General features: G+C 69.9%; 21 protein-coding genes. 10 read left to right on the top strand and 11 right to left on the bottom strand.

Annotated elements, in window-relative coordinates; genetic code table 11:
• The first annotated feature begins 193 nt into the window (after positions 1 to 193).
• Entirely contained in the window at positions 194 to 1,789 is a 1,596-nt protein-coding gene (locus P1K31_RS00785; RefSeq protein WP_276304373.1) for an acetolactate synthase large subunit, read from the top strand.
• A gap of 16 nt (positions 1,790 to 1,805) precedes the next feature.
• Here the strand turns inward: P1K31_RS00785 and P1K31_RS00780 are convergent, their stop codons facing one another.
• The 3 genes from P1K31_RS00780 to P1K31_RS00770 form a co-directional block, all read right to left on the bottom strand.
• Positions 1,806 to 2,279 (bottom strand): amphi-Trp domain-containing protein, encoded by a 474-nt coding sequence (locus P1K31_RS00780; protein ID WP_276304372.1) that lies wholly within the window; start codon positions 2,277 to 2,279, stop codon positions 1,806 to 1,808.
• Positions 2,280 to 2,342: 63 nt separating this feature from the next.
• Positions 2,343 to 2,702, bottom strand: coding sequence for a DUF7977 family protein (locus P1K31_RS00775; protein WP_276304371.1), 360 nt, complete (start codon positions 2,700 to 2,702; stop codon positions 2,343 to 2,345).
• A complete protein-coding gene (locus tag P1K31_RS00770) occupies positions 2,695 to 3,741 on the bottom strand; it encodes a zinc-binding dehydrogenase (RefSeq protein ID WP_276304370.1) in 1,047 nt (348 codons plus the stop codon). The genes P1K31_RS00775 and P1K31_RS00770 overlap by 8 nt, the downstream gene beginning before the upstream one ends.
• A gap of 99 nt (positions 3,742 to 3,840) precedes the next feature.
• Between P1K31_RS00770 and P1K31_RS00765 the strand changes: the two genes are divergently transcribed.
• Together P1K31_RS00765 and P1K31_RS00760 are read left to right on the top strand one after the other, a co-directional pair.
• The gene (locus P1K31_RS00765; protein ID WP_276304369.1) at positions 3,841 to 4,500 is read left to right on the top strand and encodes a MogA/MoaB family molybdenum cofactor biosynthesis protein; all 660 of its coding nucleotides are present in this window, start codon (positions 3,841 to 3,843) and stop codon (positions 4,498 to 4,500) included.
• Positions 4,497 to 5,339, top strand: a complete 843-nt coding sequence (locus tag P1K31_RS00760; protein ID WP_276304368.1) for a sugar nucleotide-binding protein — start codon at positions 4,497 to 4,499, stop codon at positions 5,337 to 5,339. The genes P1K31_RS00765 and P1K31_RS00760 overlap by 4 nt, the downstream gene beginning before the upstream one ends.
• Before the next feature lie 8 nt (positions 5,340 to 5,347).
• Here the strand turns inward: P1K31_RS00760 and P1K31_RS00755 are convergent, their stop codons facing one another.
• Together P1K31_RS00755 and P1K31_RS00750 are read right to left on the bottom strand one after the other, a co-directional pair.
• Complete coding sequence (locus P1K31_RS00755; protein WP_276304367.1) at positions 5,348 to 5,665, bottom strand: cupin domain-containing protein; 318 nt, start codon at positions 5,663 to 5,665, stop codon at positions 5,348 to 5,350.
• A 24-nt stretch (positions 5,666 to 5,689) separates the two neighbouring features.
• Positions 5,690 to 6,271 (bottom strand): hypothetical protein, encoded by a 582-nt coding sequence (locus P1K31_RS00750; protein ID WP_276304366.1) that lies wholly within the window; start codon positions 6,269 to 6,271, stop codon positions 5,690 to 5,692.
• A gap of 111 nt (positions 6,272 to 6,382) precedes the next feature.
• Here P1K31_RS00750 and P1K31_RS00745 point away from each other — a divergent pair, with 111 nt between their 5' ends.
• The 3 genes from P1K31_RS00745 (at position 6,383) to P1K31_RS00735 (ending at position 8,449) form a co-directional block, all read left to right on the top strand.
• A complete protein-coding gene (locus tag P1K31_RS00745) occupies positions 6,383 to 7,201 on the top strand; it encodes an aldo/keto reductase (RefSeq protein WP_276304365.1) in 819 nt (272 codons plus the stop codon).
• A 151-nt stretch (positions 7,202 to 7,352) separates the two neighbouring features.
• Complete coding sequence (locus P1K31_RS00740) at positions 7,353 to 8,051, top strand: MBL fold metallo-hydrolase (protein ID WP_276304364.1); 699 nt, start codon at positions 7,353 to 7,355, stop codon at positions 8,049 to 8,051.
• A 65-nt stretch (positions 8,052 to 8,116) separates the two neighbouring features.
• Positions 8,117 to 8,449 (top strand): hypothetical protein, encoded by a 333-nt coding sequence (locus tag P1K31_RS00735; protein ID WP_276304363.1) that lies wholly within the window; start codon positions 8,117 to 8,119, stop codon positions 8,447 to 8,449.
• A gap of 41 nt (positions 8,450 to 8,490) precedes the next feature.
• Here the strand turns inward: P1K31_RS00735 and P1K31_RS00730 are convergent, their stop codons facing one another.
• The 4 genes from P1K31_RS00730 to P1K31_RS00715 form a co-directional block, all read right to left on the bottom strand.
• Positions 8,491 to 8,808, bottom strand: coding sequence for a DUF7126 family protein (locus tag P1K31_RS00730; RefSeq protein WP_276304362.1), 318 nt, complete (start codon positions 8,806 to 8,808; stop codon positions 8,491 to 8,493).
• 2 nt (positions 8,809 to 8,810) lie between these two features.
• Positions 8,811 to 9,728, bottom strand: a complete 918-nt coding sequence (gene guaA, locus P1K31_RS00725; protein WP_276304361.1) for a glutamine-hydrolyzing GMP synthase — start codon at positions 9,726 to 9,728, stop codon at positions 8,811 to 8,813.
• Entirely contained in the window at positions 9,728 to 11,371 is a 1,644-nt protein-coding gene (pyrG, locus tag P1K31_RS00720; protein ID WP_276304360.1) for a CTP synthase, read from the bottom strand. Before pyrG ends, guaA begins: the two co-directional genes overlap by 1 nt.
• 193 nt (positions 11,372 to 11,564) lie before the next feature.
• Positions 11,565 to 11,939 carry a winged helix-turn-helix transcriptional regulator gene (locus P1K31_RS00715; RefSeq protein WP_276304359.1) on the bottom strand — a complete coding sequence of 125 codons (375 nt, stop codon included), beginning with the start codon at positions 11,937 to 11,939 and terminating at the stop codon, positions 11,565 to 11,567.
• A gap of 308 nt (positions 11,940 to 12,247) precedes the next feature.
• Between P1K31_RS00715 and P1K31_RS00710 the strand changes: the two genes are divergently transcribed.
• A complete protein-coding gene (locus P1K31_RS00710; protein WP_276304358.1) occupies positions 12,248 to 13,453 on the top strand; it encodes an MFS transporter in 1,206 nt (401 codons plus the stop codon).
• Between the two features lie 49 nt (positions 13,454 to 13,502).
• Here P1K31_RS00710 and P1K31_RS00705 read toward each other — a convergent pair whose 3' ends face one another.
• Positions 13,503 to 14,087, bottom strand: coding sequence for a dienelactone hydrolase family protein (locus P1K31_RS00705; protein ID WP_276304357.1), 585 nt, complete (start codon positions 14,085 to 14,087; stop codon positions 13,503 to 13,505).
• A gap of 52 nt (positions 14,088 to 14,139) precedes the next feature.
• Between P1K31_RS00705 and P1K31_RS00700 the strand changes: the two genes are divergently transcribed.
• From P1K31_RS00700 to P1K31_RS00690, 3 genes are all read left to right on the top strand, one after another.
• Positions 14,140 to 14,982 (top strand): PspA/IM30 family protein, encoded by an 843-nt coding sequence (locus tag P1K31_RS00700; RefSeq protein ID WP_276304356.1) that lies wholly within the window; start codon positions 14,140 to 14,142, stop codon positions 14,980 to 14,982.
• A 67-nt stretch (positions 14,983 to 15,049) separates the two neighbouring features.
• A complete protein-coding gene (locus P1K31_RS00695; protein ID WP_276304355.1) occupies positions 15,050 to 15,475 on the top strand; it encodes a hypothetical protein in 426 nt (141 codons plus the stop codon).
• A gap of 49 nt (positions 15,476 to 15,524) precedes the next feature.
• Positions 15,525 to 16,568 (top strand): DUF7972 family membrane protein, encoded by a 1,044-nt coding sequence (locus P1K31_RS00690; RefSeq protein WP_276304354.1) that lies wholly within the window; start codon positions 15,525 to 15,527, stop codon positions 16,566 to 16,568.
• Between the two features lie 4 nt (positions 16,569 to 16,572).
• Here the strand turns inward: P1K31_RS00690 and thrS are convergent, their stop codons facing one another.
• Positions 16,573 to 18,507, bottom strand: coding sequence for a threonine--tRNA ligase (gene thrS / locus P1K31_RS00685; RefSeq protein ID WP_276304353.1), 1,935 nt, complete (start codon positions 18,505 to 18,507; stop codon positions 16,573 to 16,575).
• Between the last annotated feature and the right edge of the window lie 104 nt (positions 18,508 to 18,611).

The following is an 18,611-nucleotide window of genomic DNA, read 5'->3' as shown; positions in this document are numbered from 1 at the left end:
GCGGGCGAGACTCGCGCTGCTCGTCTCGCTGCGTTCCACTCGGTCCCCTCGCGGAACCGTCGCCGGCCGTCGTCGAGACGGCGGCCCCTTTCAGTCCCGCCCCGCGGCGGTGTTCCGGCCAGCCGGAGCGCGTCCGAACAGTACCCCTCGGTCCGCACCGGCCTTGATGTGCGCGCGCGACCATAGGGGACCCATGAAGGCATCCGACCTCCTCGTCGCCTGCCTCGAGGCGGAGGGCGTGGAGTGCGTCTTCGGGCTGCCGGGCGAGGAGCTGGGGGACGTGCTGTTCTCGCTGCGCGATTCGTCCGTCGAGTTCGTCCCCGTCCGCCACGAGCAGGGGGCCGCGTTCATGGCCGACGTGTACGGCCGACTGACCGGCCACGCGGGGGTGTGCCTCTCGACGCTCGGGCCGGGCGCGACCAACCTCCTCACCGGCGTGGCCGACGCCCACCTCGACAAGGCCCCCGTGGTCGCCATCACGGGGCAGGGCGGCCGCGAGCGCCTCCACCAGGAGAGCCACCAGCTGCTCGACGTCGTGAACACCTTCGCCCCAATCACGAAGTGGAACGCGCGCATCGACGATCCGGATGTCGTCCACGAGTCGGTGCGCAAGGCGTTCAAGCTGGCCGAACTCGAGAAGCCCGGCGCGACCCACCTCGAGTTTCCGGAGGACGTCGCGGGCGAGGAGAGCCGCGGCGAACCCCTCACCGCCGGCGAGCACGCGGTGCGACGGCCGTCGCCGGACCCCACCGCCGTCGAGCGGGCGGTCGAGGTGCTCGCCGCCGCGGAGCGCCCGCTCGTGCTCGCGGGCAACGGGGCCGTGCGGACGCGCACCGCGGAGCAGTTGCGCGCGTTCGTCGAGGGGATCGACGCGCCGGTCGTGGCCACCTACATGGGTAAGGGCGCGGTCTCCGACGCCGACGAGCACTCGCTGATGACGCTCGACTCGGGCGCGCGCGACGAGGCTGAGCGCGTCATCGACCGCGCCGACGCGGTACTCGCCGTCGGTTACGACATCGCGGAACACGACCCGGAGAGCTGGAACCCCGACCGCGACAAGCGCATCGTCCACCTCGACTTCGAACCGGCGGAGGTGTACGAGCACTACGAGCCGGCGGTAGAGGTGGTCTGCGACGTGGCGGCCGGGCTGGAGGCGCTCTGCGCGGCGGACCTGGATCGGACCGACGCCGACTGGTACGCGGACCTGCGCCGGGCGCTCGTCGAGGAGGTGACGCGCCCGCCGGAGGCGGACGAGCCCTTCAGCGTCCGTCGGGCGCTACCGATCGTCCGGGACGTGCTCGACGACGAGGACGTGCTCGTCTCGGACGTGGGGAGCCACAAGATGGCCATCGCCACGAACTACCCGACCTACGAGCCGAACACCTGCATCGTCTCGAACGGGCTCGCGAGCATGGGCATCGCCGTCCCGGGGGCGGTGGCCGCCGACGGGGTCGTCGAGGGGAACGTCGTCGCCGCGACGGGCGACGGCGGCTTCCTGATGAACGCGGCTGAACTGGAGACGGCGACGCGGCTCGGCCGCTCGTTCACGGTGTTGCTGTTCAACGACGACGACTACGGGCTCATCCGCGAGCACCAGCTGGAGGACCGCGCCGACGCCTTCGGCACCGCCCTCGGCAACCCCGACTTCCCGGCGTTCGCCGAGAGCTTCGGCGTCGAGGGCCGCCGCGTCGAATCGTGGGACGACTTCCGCGGGACGTTCGCCGACGCCGTGGCGAGCGACGACCTCTCGCTGGTGGAGGTGCCACTCTCCAGGGTGGACGAGCGCTGACGCGGGTTACCGCGGCCTACTTGATCGAGATCTCGTCGTCCTCCTCGACCTGGTCGCCGCGCCAGTAGATGCCGAACTCCACGCCCTGTCGCCCCGCGCCGAGCACCGGATCGCTCCCCGACACCTCGACGGCGAAGTCGACGGTCTCCGGCGGGTTGACGGTCGCGCTGTCGTTCCCCACGACGATCGTCACCTTCTCGGAGGCGGCCGAGCGGCCGCCCTCGCCGGTCCGGCCCTCGGAGCGCGAGGCGTCGCCGGCCCGCTCGCTCTCCGGCGAGCGCGTGGCGTCGTCGGTTCCGGTCACGGTCGGCGTGCCGCCGGCGTCGCTCGTCGCTCCCCCGGTGTCGGCGCTCCCCGCGGTCCGGGTGCGATCCGCCTCCGCGCCGCCCATCCCCGCCGAACCGCCGCCGTCGAGCCGGTTCGCGAACTCCCGCAGGTACGCCGCCACCTCCGCGCGGGACATCTCGCGCTCCGCGTCGATCTTGCTCATGCGCCGGAGAGAGGGGCGAGCGATTCACACGAGTTGCGCTTGCCAACGCAAGGGGGCAGGGAGTCAGGCGCGGCGGCTCCCCACGGCCGCCCACACCGCGAGCGCGCCGAGCAGCAGCGCCGGGACGAGCGGTATCGTGAGGTACGCGTCCCGGAACGTGAGGCCGAGCGCGGAGATCAGCGGCCCCGAGTAGGGGATGTAGAGCACCAGCGCGGGCGCGACGACGAAGGCGACGAGGATCATGCCGACGAGGAGCCAGCCGCGCAGGCCGAACTCGGCCTCGTCGGGGGCGGGGAGGTCCCCGTCGTCGACGTACGCGCGGGTGGTGCGGGCGCGTGCCGCCCGGCCCCCGGGATCGTCGAGGCCGTCGGGATCGCTCGGCGACGGACGGCCGTCGGCGTAGCCCTCCCGCCCGTCAGCCATCGTACTCGTCGTCCGGCACGACGACGACCTTTCCGAAACCCTCGCGCTCCTCGAGCATCGAGTGGGCGCGCCGGATCTCGCTCATGGGGAGGACCTCGCGGACGTGCACCTCGAAGGTCCCGTCCCACACGAGCGGGAGCACGTCGTCGATCTCGCCGGGGGTCGCCATCGTCGAGCCGAGGATCTGTTGCTGGTTCCAGAAGACGCGGTTCAGGTTCGTCTCCGCGACGGGGCCGGTGGTCGCCCCGCAGGTGACGATGCGGCCGCCCTTCGCCAGGGACTTCTGGGAGTCCCCCCACGTCGCCGGGCCGACGTGATCGACGACGACGTCCACGCCCCGGCCGCCGGTGAGTTCGCGGATCTCGTCGGCGAACGAGGTCTCCTCGTAGTTGACGACGTGGTCCGCGCCGCACTCGCGGGCGTGGTCGAGTTTCTCTTCGCTGCTCGCGGTGGCGTAGACCTCCGCGCCGGCGTAGTCCGCGATCTGGACGGCGGCGTGGCCGACGCCGCCGCTCGCGCCGAGGACGAGCACCCTCTCGCCGGGCTGGACGTCCGCCCGCGTGATCAGCATCCGCCAGGCCGTCTGGAAGACGAGCGAGGCGGAGGCGGCGGTGTGCCAGTCGACGTCCTCGGGGACGGGGACGAGGTTCTCCTCCGGGACGGCGGCCCGCTCGGCGTGGACGCCGCGGACGTGCTCGCCCATGATGTGGTAACTGACGCACATCGACTCCTCGCCGTCGCGGCAGAACTCGCACTTCCCGCAGTAGCGCCCCGCCGCGACCGCGACGCGATCGCCCTCCTCGAACCGCGTCACGTCCTCGCCGACCGCGTTCACGATCCCCGCCGCGTCGCTGCCGGGGATGTGGGGCATCTCCAGGTCGATGCCGGGGAGGCCGCGGCGCGTCCAGACGTCGAGGTGGTTGAGCGCGCCGGCCTTCACGTCGACGAGGACCTCGTCGGACCCGATCGTCGGGTCGTCGAACTCGTCGTAGTCGAGAACGCTCACGTCGCCGTGTTCCGAGAACTGGACCGCGTGCATACGCGGGAGGTCGGACGGGCGGGGCAAAACCCTGCCGATGTCACTCGGTGGCACGGTCGCGCCCGACGGTTAAGGCGGAGGCCGTCGAACCACTCACTCATGAGCGAGGAACCGCTCGGCGGGCGCGACGAACACGAACTCGACGGCGACCACCGGGGTCACGAGCGCGACGAGGGGCGCGATCACGCCCACGGACACGGCGAGCACCACGACCACGGCGAGGCGGGCACGCACGATCACCACCGCCACGACCTGGAGACGGTCGGGGCGGCGGTGGTCACCGTCTCCTCGACGCGGACGGTCGACGACGATCCGGCGGGCGACGCGGTCGAGGGGCTGCTCGCGGACGCCGGCCACGAGGTCGTCGCGCGCGAGGTGGTCCCCGACGACTTCGAGGCCGTGCGCGAGACGGTCGAGGAGGCGGTCGCGCACGACGCGGTCGACGTCGTCGTCACCACCGGCGGGACGGGGATCACCCCCGACGACGTGACCGTCGAGGCGTGCGCGCTGCTGTTCGACAAGGAGCTCCCCGGGTTCGGCGAGCTGTTCCGGCAGCTCTCGCGCGAAGAGGTCGGCACGCGCGTCGTCGGTACGCGCGCCGTCGCGGGCGTCGTCTCGACCAACCCCACCGAGGGCAACCCCGCGGGCGGCGTCCCGGTGTTCTGCCTCCCGGGGAGCGAGAACGCGGCCCGGCTGGGAACGCGCGAGATCATCGTCCCGGAGGCCCCCCACCTGGCGGGGCTCGCCCGCCGGTCGTGACGAGGGGGGTGCTGGTCGTCGGCGCGTCGGGCTTCCTCGGACGGGCGGTCGTCGACCGCCTCCGCGAGCGGGGCGTCGAGACGCGCGGGACGTACTACTCGAACCGATGCGACGGCGCGACCCGCCGGTTCGACCTGTTCGCGGACGACCCGACCCGGCTCCCGCTCGACGGCTGCGACGCCGTCGTGTTCACCGCGCACGTGGAGCGCACGGACCACGACCGCGACGCGTTCGTCGATCGGGTCGAACGTCTCCTCGCCGCCTGCGGGGATCGGCTGTTCGTCTACGTCTCGAGCGCCGGAGTCTTCGACGGCGACGCGGGTCGCTACGTCGAGTCGGACGAGCCGGCCCCGAAGTCGAAGTACGGTCGACGGCTCCGCGCGTTCGAGCGCCGGGTCGTCGATCGGGTCGATCGGCACTGCGTCCTCAGACCGGACTACCTGTTCGGGTACTCCCGCGGGCGGCTCGACAAGCGCCTCTCGCACACCAGAGAGCGCGTCCTGGCCGGCGAGACGGTGGCGTACTTCGACGACATGTACAAGAGCCCGGCGGCGGTGACCGAGGTCGCGGCCGCGGTGGCCGCGGCGGTCGTCGACGGCGTCCGCGGCCTCCTCCACGTGCCGAGCCCCCGGACGACGGCGTTCGCCTTCCACCGCGCGGGGATGGCCGCGCTCGGCCTCCCGTACCGTCGAGTCCTCCCCGAACCGATGCCCGACGATCCGACCCTCCACCGGGACTCCTCGCTCCGCTCCGAGCGGTTCGTCGAGGACGTGGGCTTCCGGCCGCGGTCCGTGTGGCGGGTGATCCGCTCCCAGGCCGACGTCCCCGCGACGGGGTGAGGCGGTCGTCAGGACGGCAGCGGACAGAGGCTCGCCGTCAGCACCGCCACCTCGTCGGTGTCGTTGCGCGCGCCGTGTGCGACGCCGCGCTCGTTGAGCACGACGCCGGGGGCCTCGACTGACTCCTCGGTGCCGTCCTGGATCACAGTCACCGTCCCCTCCAGGACGTGAAAGACGTTCGTCGCGTCGTCGTGCTCGTGGGGCGTCAGCTCCGCGCCGGGGCCGAGCGCGAAGTACTTCACCAGCACGTCGTCGGTGACAACGAGTTCGCCGGATTCGAGGTCGCCCTCGGCGGGCGTCGGAACGTCGTAGCGGTCGAGCGTCATACCCGTAGTGGGGCGGCCGGGGGCTTAGTTGATGTGCAGCGTGTAGAGGCCCGATCCGAGGGCGACGTAGTCGTACCGCTCGAGGAGGGTCGAGATCCCCCGTGACGATTCGTCGAGCGCGACCGGCCCCTCCCCGGCGGCCCTCCTGACGAGTTCGCGTCCGTCGGCGGTGAGCGGCGGGATCGAGAGCGCGTGAACGCCGCCGTCGTCCGGGGGCGCACGGCGCCGCGCCCTGAGTTCGCACGCCGAACCGCCGTCGCCGGGAGCGCGCCCCGTCTCCAGGGAGTAGCACCGCCCCCCGTACGCGACGGCGGCCGGTCGCGTGACGCTCAGTTCGCTCGAACCCGGATCGCCGAGGTCGAGGTCGACGGGTGTCGATCCCTGGACGACGGCGGTCTCGATCCACGCTTCGAGGCGTTCGGAGACGATCGCGACCGTCGCGTCCCGGTCGAACGCCGGAGTCGACGCGCCCTCGGCGCGGAGCGTTCTCCCTTCTCCTCGCGTCCGCCCGGTCCGTCCTCGCGCGGTCGATGGAACGCCGCCCGCGAGCGCGGTCAACGCGCCGCCGCCGGCGAGCAGCATCGATCGTCGGGTAGGGGTGACCATACTCGGGGGGTGTCTATCCGGTGGTAAGTACTTTCGGTACCGGCAGTCGGTCAGTCGTCCGAGTGTGTCGGTGTCGGAAGCTATTCACCCGGCGAGGTGCAGGCCCCACACATGGAGTACGCCACCGTGCAGGGAGTCGAGGTCCCGAAGGTCGGACTCGGGACGTGGCGACTCACCGGAGACGACTGTCGGCGGGCCGTCGGGACGGCGCTCGAACTCGGCTATCGACACGTCGACACCGCGCAGGCCTACGGGAACGAGCGCGCGGTGGGGGCCGCGCTCCGCGACAGCGACGTCGAGCGCGAGGAGGTCTTCCTCGCGACGAAACTCGCCGGCGGGAACCGCGAGTACGACGACGTGCTGCGCTCGACCGACGAGAGCCTCGCGAAACTCGGAACGACGTACCTCGACCTCCTGCTCGTCCACTGGCCCAACCCGCGTACGCCCCTCGAAGCCACCGTCACGGCGATAAATGACCTCGTCGAGGAGGGGAAGGTCCGACACGTCGGCGTGAGCAACTTCGGCATCGACCGCCTCGACCGGGCGCGTGAACTCTCCGACGCCCCGATCCTCACCGACCAGGTGCAGTACCACCCCTACTGGGACCAGCGCGACCTGCTCGACTACTGTACCGTCCACGACGTGCTCCTGACCGCGTACAGCCCGCTCGGTCACGGCGGCGTCCTCCGCGATCCCGTCCTCCGCGAGGTGGGCGAGCGCCACGGCAAGTCCGCCGCGCAGGTCGCGCTCCGCTGGCTCGTCCAGCAGGAGGGCGTCTGCACCGTTCCGAAGGCGACGAGCCGCGAGCACCTGGAGGCCAACCTCGACGTGTTCGACTTCGAACTCACGGACGAGGAGATGGAGCGCATCCGCCAGCCCTCGAAGCTCCGCACGCTAAAGGGGTTCGTCGCGGCGCGGCTCCTCGGGTAGCCGTCGGGCGCCCCGACCACGCGGGCCGATCACCGACAGCACACAGTGCTATCGACTGGACGTCGGTACCGGCTGTCGGCACCCCGGGTGCCGGCGATCGTCACCCCGGAACGGCCGACAGTATATCCGTCACGCGGGCGACAGTGGGGGTATGCCAGCGCGACTCTCGGATCACTGCTGGGCGATCGAACTCCGCGGCGTGAACGCCTACCTCGCCGCGGACGAACCGGGGGCGAAAGGCGGCGAGCGCGTCCTCACGCTGATCGACACCGGGACGCCCCTCGACGCGCGGACCCTCGCCCGCGAGATCGAGGCGACCGGCCACCGCGTGGGGGACGTAGAGCGCGTGCTCCTCACCCACTACGACCTGGACCACGTCGGGGGCCTCGGGCGCCTCGACCTGGAGGGGGCGACGGTCTACGTCGGGATGCCCGACGTGGACTACCTGACCGGGGCGGCCTCCCCGCCCGTCTCGACGCGCAAGGGGGCGCTCCAGCGCGCGCTCGCGCCGCTGGCGCGCGCGCCGCGGGTAGCGGTCGAACCCGTCGCCGACGGGGACCGGGTGGGCAGCTTCACCGTCTACGAGACGCCCGGGCACACCCCCGGCCACGTGGCCTACGTGAGCGATCCGCTCTCGGCGGCGTTCGTGGGCGACCTCGTCGTGGAGCGGGACGGCGACCTCACTCCGTCGCCGTGGGCGCTCAGCTACGACACGGACGCCGTCAGGGAGAGCATCCACGACCTCGCGGAGCGGATGCCCGCAGTCGAGGTCCTCGGGATGGGTCACGGCGTCCCGTTCGCGCGGGGAGGGAGCGTCCGCCTGGCGGAACTCGGCGAGCGCATCGAGTGACGGCGACCGGCGACCCTGCAATCGCCGCCCCCAGCGTTACGCGGCTGGCGGACGAAACGTCCAGTATGAGCGAGAAATCCCTCCCGGACGGGTGGCGCGAGAGCGACGTGGACCGGAACGTCACCGAGCGGTACAACCCCCGACCGCCGATCCTCTACGAGTCGGAGGAGGGGGACGTGAGCGTCCAGATCGTCCCCTACGGGCAGAACGTCTCCCACGACGATCCCGACCGCTGGCGCGTCGCCCTCCGCCGGGGCACCACGCTCGACCCGGGGCGCGCCGAGGCCGCCGCCGAGGTCCAGGGGCGCGACGCGGCGATGGCGGTCGCGCGCGACCTCATGACCGCCTACAACGAGCACGGCGACGTGCGGGGGGCGCGCGATGCGGTCCGAGAATAGTTCTTAGACGTCTAAGATGTTAGGAGGGCCCGATCGCCGGGTCAGACCAGTTCCTCTGCCACCGTGTCGGGGTCGATCAGATCGGGATCGACGATGAGCGCCGTGCTGGCGCGGACGAACTCGGGGACGGAGTCGCGGGCGTAGACGACGACGCGCACGTCGGGGTTCAGTTCGCGGGCGACCGGGATGGAGGTGGCGAGGCCGACGTCCGTCACGGCCAGCAGGTCCGCGTCCTCGACGCCCGCGTCGAGGAGCGCCTCCCTGTCGGCGGTGCCCGCGGCGTTGGCGACGGTCACGTCGTGCGCTTCGAGCGCGGCGGCCAGGTCCTCGGGGTCCGAACCGACGATGATAGCCTGCATGGTCACTCGTACTCGATGGTCGCCGGGGGCTTGTGCGTGACGTCGTAGACGACGCGCGCCACGGTCGGCACCGTGCCGGTGATGCGACTCTGGATGCGCTGGAGGGTCTCCCAGTCGAGTTCCTGGGCGCGCGCGGTCATCCCGTCGCGCGACTCCACGGAGCGGACGGCGACGATGTGGCCGTGGACGCGGTTGTCGCCCTTGACGCCCGTCCCCTTGCCGACGACGGCGGCGAACGCCTGCCACGGGTCGTACTCCTCGAGTTCCTCCTCGACGATGTGACACGCCTCGCGGGCCACCTCGGCCCGCTCGGGGGTAACCTCGCCGACGACGCGGACGGCGAGCCCCGGCCCCGGGAAGGGCATCCGCTCGGCCACGACCTCCTCGAGGCCGAGCGCGCGGGCCACCTCCCGGACCTCGTCCTTGTAGAGGTCGCGGACGGGTTCGACGATCCCCTCGAAGTCGACGACGTCCGGCAGGCCGCCGACGTTGTGGTGGGACTTGATGCCGCCCTCGCTCTCGATGCGGTCGGGGTAGATCGTCCCCTGGACGAGGAAGTCCGCGCCCGTGTCCCTCGCCTCGCGCTCGAACTCGCGGATGAACTGCTCGCCGATGACGTGGCGCTTCTCCTCGGGGTCCGTGACGCCCGCGAGCTGCTCGAAGAAGCGCTCGTGGGCGTCGACGATCCGCAGGCTCTCCATGTAGTCGAAGGTCTCCCGGACCGCCTCCGTCTCGCCCTTGCGCATCAGCCCGGTGTCCACGTAGACGGGGGTGAGCTGCTCGCCGATGGCCTCGTAGGCGAGCGCGGCGGCGACGGAGGAGTCCACCCCGCCCGAGAGGGCGATGACGGCGTGGGCGTCGCCGACCGTCTCGCGGATCCCGGCCGTCGCCTCGTCGATGAACGACTCGACGTCCACCATCAGGCGCTCACCCCCTCGGTCTCGGCCGGTTCGCGGTCGAGCGCGGCGGCGAGCAGCCCGAGGAACGGCGGGCTCGCCCGGCCGGGGCGGGAGCGAAACTCGGGGTGGAACTGCGTGCCGAAGAAGAACGGGTGGTCGGGCAGTTCGAGTATCTCCATGCGGTTGTTGACGCGGCCGGAGAAGACCAGCCCCGCGTCCTCCAGGTCGTCGATGTACTCGGGGTTCACCTCGTAGCGGTGGCGGTGGCGCTCGACGCAGGAGTCGCCGTAGAGGTCGGCAGCCAGCGTCCCGGGCGAGACGTCCGTCTCGTAGGCCCCGAGGCGCATCGTCCCGCCCATCTCCTCGACCTCGTACTGCTCGGGCAGGAGGTCGATGACCGGGGTGGACGCGTTCTCGTAGAGCTCCGTGGAGTGCGCGCCGTCGAGGTCCGCCACGTTGCGGGCGAACTCGACGACCGCGAGCTGGAAGCCGAGACACAGCCCGAGGAAGGGGACGCCGCGCTCGCGGGCGTAGCGGATGGCGTCGATCTTCCCCTCGGTGCCCCGGACCCCGAAACCGCCGGGGACGATGACCGCGTCCGCGCCCTCGAGGCGGGCGCGGTGGTCCGCGTCCATCTCGTCGGCGTCGACCCAGAGGACGTTCACGTCCACGCCGTGCTCGAGCCCCGCGTGCTTGAGCGCCTCGTGGACGGAGAGGTAGGCGTCATCGAGCGCGTACTTGCCGACGAGCGCGACGTCGAGTTCGCCCGTCCGCTCGCGCGTCACGAGGTCGCGCCATCCGGTCGCCCGGTCCTCGCACGGGAGGGCGCGCTCGGCCAGCCCGAGTTCCTCCATCACGTACTGATCCAGTCCCTCCTCCTCGACGGTCAGGGGGACGTGATAGATGTCCTCCACGTCGGGGTTGGAGAACACGGCGTCGGTCGGCACGTCGCAGAACAGCGCGATCTTCCGCTTCACGTCGTCCGCCAGGGGCTCCTCGCAGCGCCCGATGAGGACGTCCGGCTGGAGACCGATGCTCCGCAGTTCCTTCACGCTGTGCTGGGTGGGCTTGGTCTTCTGCTCGCCGTTCTTCGAGAAGGGGACGAGCGTGACGTGCAGCAGGAGGAAGTCGTCCGGCTCCTGCTCGTGGACGAACTGGCGGAGGGCCTCGAGGAAGGGCATTCCCTCGATGTCGCCGACGGTGCCGCCGACCTCGACGATGCAGACGTCGTGGCCCGCCGCGGCCTCGCGGATGCGGCGCTTGATGTCGTCGGTGACGTGCGGGATGATCTGGACGGTCTTGCCGAGGTAGTCCCCGGCGCGCTCCTTCTCGATGACGTGCTGGTAGACCTTCCCGGTGGTGACGTTGTGGTCAGCCGTCATGTCGATGTCGAGGAAGCGCTCGTAGTTTCCGAGGTCCAGATCGACCTCCGCGCCGTCTCGCAGCACGTACACCTCGCCGTGCTGGAAGGGGTTCATGGTGCCCGCGTCGACGTTCAGGTAGGGGTCGATCTTCACCGCGGTCACGTCGAAGCCCGCGTTGGCCAGGAGGCGGCCGGTGCTCGCCGCGGTGATGCCCTTTCCGAGCCCGGACATCACGCCGCCGGTGACGAAAATGAACTTCTTGCCCAACGTGGGGTCGTACTCCGTGGGCGCTGTCGGCATACTGAGGGTGTGCAGGTCGCGGTGAAAACGGTTTCGGGACCGGTGAGGTTCGACAGTCGGTGTCACTCCGACGTTCGATACCGCGCTCGTCGAGATCAGCGGCTCTCATCCGGGTAGTAGAGAGGCTGACGTTTTCGCGCGCGCGACGCGGTGACTCACGCCCTGAAAACCACCCGGGACAGTATCAGACGCCTCAGTGGTCGTACTGTTCTGCCCACTCCGAGAGGTGCCGGAACACCGGCCTGAGGTCAGTGAGCTTCTCCGTCGCCCGGTATTCGACCCGCGGCGGAATTTCATCGTACGACCGACGTGTGAGGAGATCTGCTTCGAGGAGTTCGCTGAGTCGGGCCGACAGCGTGTTCTGTGAGACCCCTACTACTTCGCGTAGTTCGTTGAATCGCCACGGGCCAGGTTCACGGACGAACACGTGGATGAGTTCCATCGTATGGGCTTTACCGAGGAGGTTGAACAGCTCCCGTTTCTCCCGAACTCCGAGATACTTGTCGTCCATCGAGTCGACGAACGTCCCGGTTTCCGTCGCCTCTGCATCGCGCGTCGCGTCCGTCATGACTCTTAGTGCGATTCTCGCACCGAAAAGCGTAGCGGTGGGTGGGGACGGGAGTGTGACATAGCCGCTCCCGAGCGCCGGGGTTACTCGGTCGCGGCTGAGTGCGAGAGGTGACACCCAGTGCGACCGCTCGTACCGGGTACTATGTCACTAACTTGACTCCTTTTGCCGGCGAGCGTCGTAGACGAACGCGCAGATGACAGATCACATCGACCCCGAAAACGACTGCGTGAACGGCCAGGGACGGCCGCTAATACGGTCGGTCGTAAACGGCTCATCGGAACACCGCCGGGTAACGGGAGGCATCGATGAACGTGCGTAACCGACTCAGTGCGGTGACGACGGTTGCGATTCTCGCCCTGACCGGACTCGCCGTCGTCTCGGAACAGTACGTCTCGATCCCACTGTTTCCGACCATGCGACGGCTCTTCGATCTCTCACAGGCCGAAGCGTCGTGGCTCGGAACCGCCTTCGGTCTCGCCTACGCCGGCGGCTTTCTCGTCTTCGGGCCGCTCTCCGATCGGTACGGCCGGAAGACGATCATGGTTCCCGGCCTGCTCGCGCTCGCGCTCTCGACGCTCGCAGTCGGTTTCAGTCCATCATTCGAAGTCCTCGTCGGACTTCGCGTCGTACAGGGTATCACTGCCGCGACGTTCGCCCCTGCCGCCCTCGCATACCTCAGTGAGATCCTCCCGGCGTCGATCCGCGCCACAGGAATCGCCGTGACGACGACGGGCTTTCTCGTCGCCGGGATCGCTGGACAGGTCTACGCCGACGCTGTGACGCTGGCAGTCGGGTGGGAGTGGGTATTCTGGGGGCTGGCCGCGATATACGGGGTCTTCGTCGTACTCCTCTACGTACTCCCGCGAACCGGGAGCGCGGCGGACCAGTCCGTGACTAGTCTCCTGACGGTGTACGCACGGATGGGACGGTTGTTGCGGAATCGCGTCCTCCTCGCGGCCTACCTCGTAGCGTTCACCCTCTTGTTCACCTTCGTCGGAATGTATAGTGGCCTCGCGCCGTATCTCCAGACGACTTTCGGGATTGGTCCAGAGCAACTCCTGCTCGTGCGTCTCGCCGGTATCCCCGGGATGGTGCTTTCACCACTCGCAGGGCGGCTAGTCGTGCGCTACGGGAGCGCTCGCGTCGTTATCGGTGGCCTCGTTCTCGCCGCTGGTGGACTCGGAATCGAAGCTGTCGCGGGATCGCTGGCCGTGCTCGTCGGTGGCAGCATCGTCTTCGTCACGGGGATCGCAGCGGCGGTACCCTCACTCATCAGCTTCGTCGGGGAGACGGCAGCTTCGGCACGTGGCGCGGCGGTCGCGCTGTACACGTGCATCCTATTCATCGGGGCGAGCCTCGGGCCGCTCGTCGCGACGTATCTGCAACCGATCGGGTTCGTCGGTCTCTGTGGCGCGCTTGCGCTCGTCCTATTGCTCGCTGCGGGCGTGTTGGCGCTCGGTCGGAATGGACCTGCCCCGCAGTTCGACGACGCTGCGCCGGGAACCACGTAGCGACCACGAACACGGAACGGCACCAAACACTCCCGCCGCGCGCCGGCGCTCAGAGCGTCCGCCGCAGGAACGCCGCCACCCGCCCGGCGACCTTCTCGCCCTGCCCGACGAAGTGGTGGTCCGCGCGCATCGCCTCGACCTCGTAGCCCAGTTCGCGGGCGCGCTCGACGACCGGTTCCCACTCCGCCGTCGTGTCCCGCTCGCCGTAGACGATCTGTACGGGACAGTCGATCGCGTCGAGCGCCGCCGCGGCGTCGAGACCCGCCGGGAGCCGCGAGGCGGGCGCGAGGGCGCTCGCGGCATCGACGTCCGACTCCGCGGCCGCGAGCAGCGCCACCGCCCCGCCGAAGCTGTAGCCGAACAGCCCGACGCGGTCGTAGCGCTCGCGCGCCCACCGGACGGCGGTGACGGCGTCCGCGCGCTCGCCGCGCCCCTCGTCCCACGCGCCGTAGTCGAAGCGCAGGCAGGCGACGTCCGGTGCGAGGGCGTCCGAGACGGCGGTCAGTCGGCGGTCGCCGCGGTGGCCGCCCAGCTGGGGGTGGGGCGGGCAGGCGACCGCGCAGGCGTCGGCGTCGGGCGCGTCGAGGGTGCCGCGCGCGTCGCGGACCCCGCCCAGTACGATCGGTTCGCTCATGGGTCGAGTTCGCGGTACGCATTTTAATACGCAGGGGTGACAAAACCTGCCCATGGGCATCCTCTCACGGACCTCGTACGTCATCCGCTCGAAGATAAACGCCCTCCTCAACCGAGCGGAGGACCCCACGGAGACCCTCGACTACTCCTACGAGCAGCTCCGGGACGAGCTGCAGGACGTAAAGCGGGGCATCGCCGATCTGACTACCCAGAAGAAGCGCCTCGAGATCCAGAAGCGTCGGCTCGAGGAGAACATCGACAAGCACAACGAGCAGGCGCGCGAGGCGGTGCGGCAGGACCGCGACGACCTCGCGCGGAAGGCCCTCGAGAAGAAGAAACAGAAGATGAACCAGATCGAGGAGCTCGAGGGACAGATCGCCAGCCTGCAGGGGACGCAGGACTCGCTGGTCGAGAAGAAGGACCAGCTCGAATCGCGCATCGAGGAGTTCCGGACGAAGAAGGAGTCGATGAAGGCGCGCTACGAGGCCGCCGAGGCGAGCGCGCGCGTCTCCGAGGCGATGACGGGCGCGGGCGACGACATGGCCGACCTCGGACGCGCCATCGAGCGCGCCGAGGAGCGCACCGAGGACATGGAGGCGCGCGCGGCGGCGATGGACGAACTCCAGGACACCGGCGCGCTCGACGACGTGCTCTCCGACAGGGACCAGATCGACCGCGAACTGGAACAACTCAGCAGTGACAGCGAGGTCGAGGCCGAACTGGACACCCTCCGGGCCGAGATGGGACGTCCCTCGGCGGGCAGCGACGGGGGCGAGGCGGCCGGGACCGACGTCGAGACGACCGTCGAGGACCTCGAAGCCGAAGTGAACGCCGAGCCGGAGGCGGAGACGGAGACGGAGCGCGAGACCGACCGGAACGACGAGTCGTCGAGCTGAGCCGGCGCGACCGCGGATCGGTCGCGCCGGCGGGCACGTTTTATCCGGGGCGCGAGTAGGCCGTCGCATGACCGACGCCGATCAGTTGGGATCGCGACGCTCGCGTCGCCGGTTGCTTCGGACGCTCGCGGGGACCGTGGCCGTCGCGAGCGCGGGGTGCGTCACGACCGGCCTGTCCGTGCGGGCGGAGGGAGTCTCGGAGTCGAACGTCTTCTCGTCGTTCTCCTCGAAGAGTTCGCTGTCGTGGGGGGGAAACCGGGCGTGGGTGAGCGCCTCGCTGACGGACGCCGCGACGACGCGCGGAAAGGTGCGGACGCTGACGGTGGTCCCGAAGGGCGGGACGGCGTTCTGGACGGGGACGCTCTCGGGCGGCGAGACGAGCGCGACGATGAGCGTCCCCGTCGGGAAGCCGGTCACGGTCAACGCCATCGACGCGACCGACGCGCTCGTCGACTCGGTCCGCCTCCTCGTCCGGGGGACCCCCGTCCCATGACGGGGAGCCGAGTCGCCGCGGTGCGGTCGGTCCGCGGGGGGAGCGCCCGGTGAGCGACGACGACACCTCACAGCCGAGCGATACGATGCGCGGGCGGGTCCAGGAGAGCCGCTGGAAGATCTGGCTGTTGATGGACGCGCCCCGGTGGGCCGTCGCCGGGGTCGTCGTCGCCGGGGTCTTCCTCGCGCTGACGGTGTTCAGCGCGCTGGGGCTCACCCCGTTGCGGATCACCGTCCGGGACCACAACGCCACGTGGTGGCTCTTCTCGCCGATGGTCGGGGCCATCGTCACCGGCGTGACGCTGGTCGTCACGATCAATCAGCTCGTCATCTCCCAGGAGCTCGGGCCGCTCGGCGACCAGCGCGAGCGGATGCAGGGCGCGATCGACTTCCGCGAGGACGTGGGGGCGTTCCTCGACACCGAGATCAGCCCGCCCGAGCCCGCGTCGTTCCTCGGGGCGATCGTCGACGGCATCCAGACGTACGCGAACCGACTGGAGGAGGCGGTCGCGGACTGTACCGACGACGAACTCCGCGAGTACACCGACGAGTACGTCGACGGCCTGACCGATCAGGCGACGGTGGTGGGCAACAAGCTGGAGGGCGCGCAGTTCGGCACGTTCGACGTGCTGTTCGCCGCGCTCGACTTCAACTACTCCTGGAAGATCTACGAGGCCCAGCGCCTCCGGCGGACCCACGAGGACAGCCTCGACGACGAGGCCGACGAGGCGTTCGAGACGCTCATCGAGGTGCTCGAGTTCTTCGGCCCCGCCCGCGAGCACGTGAAGACGCTCTACTTCCAGTGGGAGCTCGTCGACCTTTCGCGGGTCATCCTCTACGCCTCGGTGCCGGCGCTCGTCGTCACGTTCGGCATGCTGCTCTACGTCGACACGGGCACGTTCACGGGCGTCACGCTGGGGATCGACGACCTCGCGTGGGTGGTCAACGCCGCCGCCGCGCTGACGTTGACGCCGTTCGCGGTGCTGTTGTCCTACATCCTCCGCATCGGCACCGTGGCGAAGCGGACGCTCGCCATCGGTCCGTTCATCCTCCGCGAGACCGACCAGTCGAGCGACATCGACTGGGACGAGTAGGGAACTACTCGTCGAGGAAGTCCGGTTCGACGCGCTTCTCGTCGCGCTCGGTCTCGAGGTGCGCGAGGAACGCGTCGAGGGGGACGTCCTGGCGTTCGCGCTCCTCGCGGTCGCGGACGGAGACGGTGTTCGACTCCTCCTCGTCGCCGCCGAGGACGAGCATGTACGGCACCCGCCGCTCGTGGGCGTCCTGGATCTTCCGCCCGATGGTCCACGAGCGGTCCTCGACGCCGACGCGGAAACCCGCACGCTCGAGTTCGCCCGCGACCTCCTCGGCGTAGGGGAGGTTGTCGTCCGTGATGGGGAGGACCCGGACCTGCTCGGGCGCGAGCCACAGCGGGAACTTCCCGTTGAAGTGCTCGATCATGACGCCCATGAACCGCTCGAAGCTGCCGAGCAGCGCGCGGTGGACCATCACCGGGCGGTGCTCCTCGTTGTCCTCGCCGACGTAGGCGAGGTCGAGGCGCTCGGGGATGTTGAAGTCGAGCTGCACCGTGCCGATGGTCCACTCCCGTCCGATGGCGTCGATGGCGTCGAGGGCGATCTTCGGGCCGTAGAAGGCGGCTTCGCCCTCCTCGATCTCGTGTTCGAGGCCCTCGGATTCGAGCGCGTCCTTCAGGGCCTCGGTCGCCTCCCCCCAGATCTCGTCGCTGCCGACGGCGTTGTCGCCCTTCGTCTCCAGCTTGTAGCGCACGTCGAGGTCGAAGTGGCCGTAGATGTCCTCGATGACGCGCAGCGTCCGGGTGATCTCCTCGCGGATCTGGTCCTTGCGGATGAACGCGTGGCCGTCGTCCTGGGTCAGCCCGCGGACGCGGAGCAGGCCGGAGAGCTCGCCGGACTGCTCGTTACGGTAGACGGTGCCGAACTCCGAGAACCGGATCGGCAGGTCGCGGTAGGAGCGCTTCTCGCGGCCGTAGATGTACGCGTGGTTCGCGCAGTTCATCGGCTTCAGGCCGTACTCGGTGTCGTCCTGCTCCCAGTTGAACATCTCCCCCTGGGCGGTGAAGTTGTCGTAGTGGCCCGTCGGCTTCCAGAGGTCCGCCTTGTTGAGTTCGGGCGTCCAGACCTCCTCGTAGCCCAGGCGGTCGTTCTGCCCGCGGATGTACTCCTCGAGTTCGCGGCGGATCCGCATCCCGTTGGGGTGGTAGTGGGCGCACCCGGGGGAGTGATCGGGGATGGAGAAGAGGTCGAGTTCGCGGCCGAGCCTTCGGTGGTCGCGCTCCTTCGCCTGCTCGCGCCGCTCGAGGAACGCCTCCAGGTCGGACTCGTCCTCGAACGCGGTCCCGTAGACGCGGGTGAGCGTCTCCTCGTCCTCGTCGCCGCGCCAGTAGGCCGCGGAGATGTCGAGCAGCGTGAACGCGCCGACGTCGCCCGTGCGCTCGACGTGGGGACCACGGCAGAGGTCCTGCCAGCCGTCCTGTACGTAGAAGGTGACGGGGTCCTCGCCCGCGGCCTCGTGCTCCAGGATGTCGCGCTTGAAGGGGTTGTCCTCGTAGATCTCGAGGGCCTCCTCGCGGGAGCGCTCGACCCGCTCGATGGGGTAGTCGGCCTCGACGATCGCGGCCATCTCGGCTTCGATCTCGCGGAGGTCGTCCTGGTCGAGGTCGACGTTCGCGACGTCGTAGTAGAAGCCCTCGTCCGTCCACGGTCCGATGGTGAGCTTCGCCTCGGGGTGGAGGCGCTGGAGCGCCTGCGCGAAGACGTGCGCGGCCGAGTGACGGAGGACGTCCACGTACTCGTCGGAGCCGTCGGTGACGATCTCGATCCGCGCGCCGTCGTACACCGGCGTCGCCCGGTCGACGAGGTCGCCGTCGACCACGCCCGCGACCGTGTCCCGCCCGAGACCGGGACCGATGGCGTACGCCACGTCCTCGACGGTCGACCCCTCGTCCACCGAGAGGTCGGAACCGTCCGGCAACGTAACCGTGATTTCGCCCATATCCGAGGAAGCCGATGACGCGGGATAAGTGTATTGAGACCGTGCTACGCCGCCGCCACGGGGATACGAAGCGTCCGGTCAACCGTCCGTGAGTCGTGCGTTAG

Origin of the sequence: Halomarina halobia (genome assembly GCF_029338575.1) — an archaeon.
Lineage (GTDB): Archaea > Halobacteriota > Halobacteria > Halobacteriales > Haloarculaceae > Halomarina > Halomarina halobia.
This window is presented reverse-complemented; position numbering and strand designations above follow the sequence as displayed.